Origin of the sequence: uncultured Nostoc sp., from assembly GCF_964247315.1 — a bacterium.
Lineage (GTDB): Bacteria > Cyanobacteriota > Cyanobacteriia > Cyanobacteriales > Nostocaceae > Nostoc.
On the sequence record NZ_CAXTTT010000169.1, the window covers coordinates 1 to 6191 of the forward strand.

General features: G+C 37.6%; 5 protein-coding genes and 1 pseudogene. 2 read left to right on the plus strand and 4 right to left on the minus strand.

What is annotated here, in order from left to right; genetic code table 11:
• Positions 1–56 precede the first annotated feature (56 nt).
• The 4 genes and pseudogenes from ACFE93_RS31565 to ACFE93_RS31580 all read right to left on the minus strand — a co-directional run.
• A pseudogene (locus ACFE93_RS31565) lies at positions 57–434 on the minus strand (chemotaxis protein CheB); the annotation flags it as partial.
• 147 nt (positions 435–581) lie between these two features.
• A complete protein-coding gene (locus ACFE93_RS31570; RefSeq protein ID WP_375479585.1) occupies positions 582–1451 on the minus strand; it encodes a polyphosphate kinase 2 family protein in 870 nt (289 codons plus the stop codon).
• A gap of 376 nt (positions 1452–1827) precedes the next feature.
• Positions 1828–2304, minus strand: a complete 477-nt coding sequence (locus ACFE93_RS31575; protein WP_375479587.1) for a hypothetical protein — start codon at positions 2302–2304, stop codon at positions 1828–1830.
• Between the two features lie 151 nt (positions 2305–2455).
• A complete protein-coding gene (locus tag ACFE93_RS31580) occupies positions 2456–3739 on the minus strand; it encodes a proton extrusion protein PcxA (RefSeq protein ID WP_375479589.1) in 1284 nt (427 codons plus the stop codon).
• 417 nt (positions 3740–4156) lie between these two features.
• On the opposite strand from ACFE93_RS31580, the gene ACFE93_RS31585 reads away from it, so the two are divergent.
• Entirely contained in the window at positions 4157–5344 is a 1188-nt protein-coding gene (locus ACFE93_RS31585) for a tetratricopeptide repeat protein (protein WP_375479591.1), read from the plus strand.
• Between the two features lie 90 nt (positions 5345–5434).
• Positions 5435–6001, plus strand: coding sequence for a Uma2 family endonuclease (locus ACFE93_RS31590; protein WP_375479593.1), 567 nt, complete (start codon positions 5435–5437; stop codon positions 5999–6001).
• Positions 6002–6191: the final 190 nt, after the last annotated feature.

Genomic DNA, 6191 nt, shown 5'->3' on the forward strand with positions numbered 1-6191 from the left:
TAAAGTATCAAATTGTACCTACATAAATCAATTCATCCCTCTATTCAGCAACGCCTAAATAACAAGTCAGCCGAAGGACGTAAAAAATGTACTAATTCCGACTGTGATAAAGAAAGTGTGCCATCACCGTTAACCAACAAGTGACGATTGGGTGGAGCAACGTAAGCTGTTCCTGGGGTCAGGGAATCTCCTTCTTGTGCCTGTTTGACGGTAATATCTGTGCGCCGACCAAGAATTTCTGCCATGAACGACGGATATTCGGGAGCTAAGTGTTGCACAATAGCGATCGCGGCGGGAAATTCTGCTTTTAGAGTCGATAGCACTTTAACTATAGCAGTCAGACCACCTGCCGAGGCTGCGATCGCCACTATATCAAAGGCAGCATTAGTAAAGTGAGGTGGATGATTTTTGGCATTTTCTGCCATCTCAATCATGATTTTGCGCCTATGACTATCTGCGTAACTTCTTTAGTTACAAATAGCATTAATCAAATTACAATTTTTTATTCTTATTTACATATATTATACAGTATATCTGAACTACTTCAGCATTTTTTTGCCTTTACTTATCAAATTCACAGGTTAATCTTCCTGCTCTAGAATACGTTTCGCCTCCAAAAGTTGCTGCTTATGTTCCTCACTAACTGTTGGGTATTGTAGATTTAGTTCTTCTAATTTTGTGCAGATGATATTGGCAACGGTCAGGCGGGTAAACCATTTGCGATCGGCAGGAATAATATACCACGGCGCCCATTTAGTACTAGTATTATTAAAAACCTCTTCATAAGCATTCATATAATCATCCCAAAAAGCTCGTTCTCGGACATCATTATCTGAAAACTTCCAATTTTTATCAGGAGAATTAATCCGTCCTAGAAAGCGTTTTTTTTGCTCTGACTTGGAGACATTTAGAAAAAACTTCAAAACAATTACACCATTATCAACCAAATACTTTTCAAAGTTATTGATTTCTTCAAAACGCTGTTTCCATATCTTTTTTCCATTAGGGAAGTGAGGAAGTTGTTGTTTCTGAAGCATTTCTGGATGGACGCGAACCACTAGAACTTCTTCATAGTACGAACGGTTGAATATGCCAATTCTTCCTCTTTCTGGCAGAGCTTTCATTGAGCGCCACAAGTAGTCATGGTCTAATTCTTCCGCACTAGGTCCCTTAAAACTAAACACCTGAAATCCCTGCGGATTAACACCAGAAGTCACATGTTTAATAGTGCTGTCTTTGCCAGCAGCATCCATTGCTTGAAAAATAATCAACAGAGCATAGGTATTTTGAGCATAGAGAATATTTTGGTAATTAGCTAATCGTTCAACATCTACCTGTAATTTAGTTGCAGCATCAGTTTTTTCATGAAAATCAGTTTTATAAGCTGGGTCATAGTTTTTTTTCAGAGAAATCTTTGAACCTGGCGAAACAATGAAAGCATCATGATTCATGTATAAAATCTCCTAGCAGCTAATTAATACACAAGCACATTTTGAAGTATTAATTCCTGAAAGTTATAATTTATTAATAGTAATACCAATTTGAAAAAAGAATGCGACAAATAGACCATTTGTAGAGACGCGATTCATCGCGTCTTTACCCAAGGATGTGTTGCAATCATTAATTGAATTGGTATAAGAATTCAGCACTCAGGATTCAGAAGTCAGAATTTATCATGAATCTAGAATAATTGGTATATTTATTCACCAAAGTTCATCCTGATTTTTTAACTATTATGCGTTATCCAGAAACCTTGTAGAGAGTTAGCACTGCTACCTCTCTACATTCTTTTTCACTCATATCTCTATGACAAAACTTAGTTACGAATTAGTTCCATCGTTTTGGCATAGGACGCATTGCTTCACGTCCCAAGATAAACATCCCCGTGATACCTAAACAGACAAACCAAATATATTGATACCAATATTGCCGAATCTGCTCAACTGTACTGGTTTTTGGATGCAATGTATTTAAGTATAGCAACAGCACCAATATCATGAGCGCTCCAAAACCAACAAGGCTCAAACCAACAAGAATTCGTGCCGGACGCAGTTCAAAATCACTAATAGTATTTAGGTCAATTTCTGCCAGTTCCTTAAAGGAGTCATCTGCCAAAGATGAGGTTGCTTGGAATCTATTGCTCAGTTTTGGTGGCAAAATCGGCGACAGTTTCGCAACAGTTGGGCGACGAAGTAAAGCCTCAGTATCTCGCAGCAGTTCCAGCGGCTTACGGGTAGTCGTTGGTTGAGCAAATTCTATGTTGTCTGTAGGAGTTGAGGCATTAGCTTTGCTTTCAAAATCCATAGTATACTTCGGAAAAACCAGAATATACATAGCCTAGCGAATCAAAAGACAAATGCGTGAACATAATTCGTAATTTGTAATTAATTGATTTATGGGAAGAAATATATTCTTTACTCAAAGTAAGTGAATTTGGGCGTTGGATAATTACAAATTACTCGTCCATCTCTTTTAATGTAGCTAATGCCGATGGAGATAAACGACTGAGATAGCGGAATATCCAGTATTTAAAGATAGTGTTTAAAATTACAGGAAATGTAGCAATAAAGAAAAAGATTACATTTCTACTGGCTGGTAGACCTAAATGTTCTGCAAATCCCGCAAGAAGGACTTCCCACCCATCTGGTGAGTGAAATCCGACAAATATATCTGTAAACAGAATAATTAAAAAAGCCTTGGCACTATCGCTGAGACCAGAGACAATGGTATCCATAAAAGACTTAAGAATCACAATTTCTCTTTTGCTCATGGCGATAACTATACCAAAAGCAAAGAGTGATATTAAATCAGCAAAAGCATTACTAAGACTACTATTACTTTTTCTGCTAAATTCTTCAGAGATTTCAATTGCTTTACTTTTGATTTTTTCTTGTGTTAGCTCTGAAGAAAGTGGTGGTGCTTGATTAACAAAATATTCAAATCTCAATCCTTCTTGAAAATTATGTAATTCATGGAGAGCTTCTTTTTCCATGTCAGAATTGATGAATATTTTAGTTGTATTATCTCCTCTAACCCTTTCTAATATTGGAGTTACTATAAATTGTTTAGATAAATATTGAGTTAAAAGCGGTACAACAATGAGAACTATCAAAAATCGCAGGGCAATTATTGTCCTACCTTTAGAAATGCGATAATTCCTGACAAACTCTTCTTCTGTCTGCGGTGCAAAATCTGCTTGAATTTTATTAATTCTTCTGCCAATAGAACTCTTAGCCAGTCTAGGTTTTTGAATTGGAGCGTTAACTTGAGTATTATTTATGTTAGATAAACTTAACTGTTTTTTTACTTCGTTATCATTAATATTTAAAGGATGATAAGTTGACACTAACGGAGTATTGTTAATTATTTCATCTTTGATAGCATACTTCTCTACTACTTCATCAATAACCTTCAATTTTTCTAATAAAACAGAATTAGAGATATTGACAATTCCCCGACTAAGGTGGAACTCTGCAAGCCTGATCTTAATAATAGTTAAGTTCTTATTAAGATATACTTGCCAATAAGACATTACATTTTCAGTATACTTTACTGATTGTAAAGATATTTTTTTGTTATCGAAATGTTCGTTCTCAATGTTTTTAATTCTCTGAGCTGCTTGGTAAGCTTCTAAAAGTGCTCTTTCTGGTGTATCTGAAAACCAACGGTTAAGCGATCGCAAATATTTTTGGAAATTTTTGCGAAGTAATTTTGCTGTTCTGCTAAGTGAGTTTTTCATTACATATATGACTATTTAGATAATGTGTATTATAGTTATATAATCAAAAAAATGGGTAAGAACAGCTAAATAGTTAGTTTAATCAAGATTCAGGTAATACTCCCTGATGCGATGTCTAAGGACGGGCTACGTCTACCAATTTCATATTACCTGTAAAATCAGATGGATTAGCATAAATTGACACTGGTTATATTAGATTGGCAGTTTATCCGTTACACTGTCATCATTTACACCAATTGTCAGTGTTTCTGCCAAACACAAAAGCCTTGATTGCAACATTTCACAATCGAGGCAAATTTTCCACTATGCAGAGTCTATCACTCTCAAAGAAAATAGTAAGTAGTAAGTAGAGATATTGCTTTCTCATCTCCCTTTATCCCCCTCATTTCCCTCATCCCCACTCCCAATTTTTAAATTATGAGTTTGAGTCTATGTATGATTGTGAAAAACGAAGCAGCAACACTGCCTAAATGTCTGAACAGTGTCAGAAAAGTAGTGGATGAAATGGTAGTGTTGGATACAGGCTCAATCGATCGCACTCCCAACATTGCCCAACAACTCGGTGCAAAAGTCTATCATTTTAAATGGTGTAATGATTTCAGTGCTGCCCGCAATGCAGCTCTCAAATATGTCACTAATGATTGGATTTTGGTATTAGATGCTGATGAAACTCTGACTCCAGCAATTGTACCGCAGTTGCGAGAGGCGATCGCAATAGATGAATATTTGCTCATCAACCTCGTCCGCCAGGAAGTTGGTGCAGAACAATCTCCCTATTCTCTGGTTTCCAGGCTATTCCGCAATCATCCAGATATTCGTTTTGACCGTCCTTATCATGCTTTGGTAGATGATAGTGTGTCAGAAATTTTAACCAGAGAACCTCACTGGCAAATAGGTTATTTACCTGGGGTTGCCCTTGTACACACAGGATATCAAAAAAGTGCGATCGCTCAAAATAACAAATATGCCAAAGCCGCTACGGCGATGGAAGGGTTTCTGGCAACTCATCCCAACGATCCCTATGTTTGCAGTAAATTAGGAGCGTTGTATGTGCAAACTGGGAAAATTTCTCAAGGTATGGATTTACTGAGACGAGGAATCACCGTTGCTGAAGACAACTACGATATTTTATATGAACTCCACTATCATTTAGGCATTGCCTACAGTCGGTTGCAAAAATCCCCACAAGCAATTTCTCACTATCAAGCTGCCATCAAATTGCCAATTTACCCCATGCTCAAACTAGGAGCATACAACAACTTGGGTAACTTACTCAAAGCAGCAGGAGATTTCAACGGCGCGAAAACTGCTTATACCACAGCTTTGAAAATCGATCCCACTTTTGTTTTTGGACATTATAATTTGGCGATGACATTTAAGGCTTTGGGTTTATTTGCAGATGCGATCGTATATTATCAACATGCAATCACCTTAAATCCCAACTATGCCGAAGCATATCAAAATTTAGGGGTAGTGTTGCTAAAAATTGGCAATCATCAAGATAGTTTAACAGCTTTTAGAAAAGCGATCGCCCTTCACGAAAGGTATAATCCCGAAGAGGCGAAGAGACTACGCCAGGGATTGCAGGAGATGCAGTTGATGTAGAGGTGAGGGGGCATTGGGCATGGGGGAGAATAACAAATGACAAATGACAAATGACATTAGGATATTAGTATCAATACTTCAGAGGTTTCGATGAGCCAAACCATTGATGAACGGATACGCTGGACAAGTGCAGACTTAGAGTTATTGCCAGATAACGGTAATCGTTACGAAATTATAGATGGGGAATTATTTGTGACTAGGGCACCTCATTGGGGACATCAAAAAGCCATAGCAAATATTTGTGGAGAATTAAGAACTTGGTCACTCTCAACAGGTCTTGGTGAGGCTGTCCCAACACCAGGAATTATTTTTAGTGATGCAGATAACGTTATTCCTGATGTGGTTTGGGTAAGTAAAGAACGCCTCGCCATTTTACTTGATAATGAAGGACATTTAACGGGAGCGCCAGAACTGGTTGTAGAAGTACTTTCCCCTGGAGTCCAAAACGAGCGACGCGATTGCGAAGTTAAGTTAAAATTATATGCTTCTAGAGGAGTTCAAGAATATTGGATTTTGAACTGGCAATTACAACAGGTTGAAGTGTATCGCCGAGAAAAAGCAGTTCTGAAATTAGTGGCAACATTATTCGCTACAGATGACCTCTCTTCACCTCTGTTACCAAATTTTGTTTGCACCGTGGCGCAGTTGTTTGTGTAGAATGTGCGGAACTTGAGCTTCAGAACACGGAACTTCAAGTTTAGAACACGAAACTTGAGCTTCAGAACATGAAATTTCAAGTTCAGAACACGAAACTTGAGCTTCAGAACATGAAACTTCAAGTTCAGAACACGAAACTTGAGCTTCAGAACACGAAACTTCAAGTTCAGAACACGAAACTTGAGCTTCA

Coding starts and splice junctions, on each gene's coding strand:
- ACFE93_RS31570 (WP_375479585.1), bottom strand. CDS start 1,451: ATGAATCATGATGCTTTCATTGTTTCGCCAGGTTCAAAGATTTCTCTG.
- ACFE93_RS31575 (WP_375479587.1), bottom strand. CDS start 2,304: ATGGATTTTGAAAGCAAAGCTAATGCCTCAACTCCTACAGACAACATA.
- ACFE93_RS31580 (WP_375479589.1), bottom strand. CDS start 3,739: ATGAAAAACTCACTTAGCAGAACAGCAAAATTACTTCGCAAAAATTTC.
- ACFE93_RS31585 (WP_375479591.1), top strand. CDS start 4,157: ATGAGTTTGAGTCTATGTATGATTGTGAAAAACGAAGCAGCAACACTG.
- ACFE93_RS31590 (WP_375479593.1), top strand. CDS start 5,435: ATGAGCCAAACCATTGATGAACGGATACGCTGGACAAGTGCAGACTTA.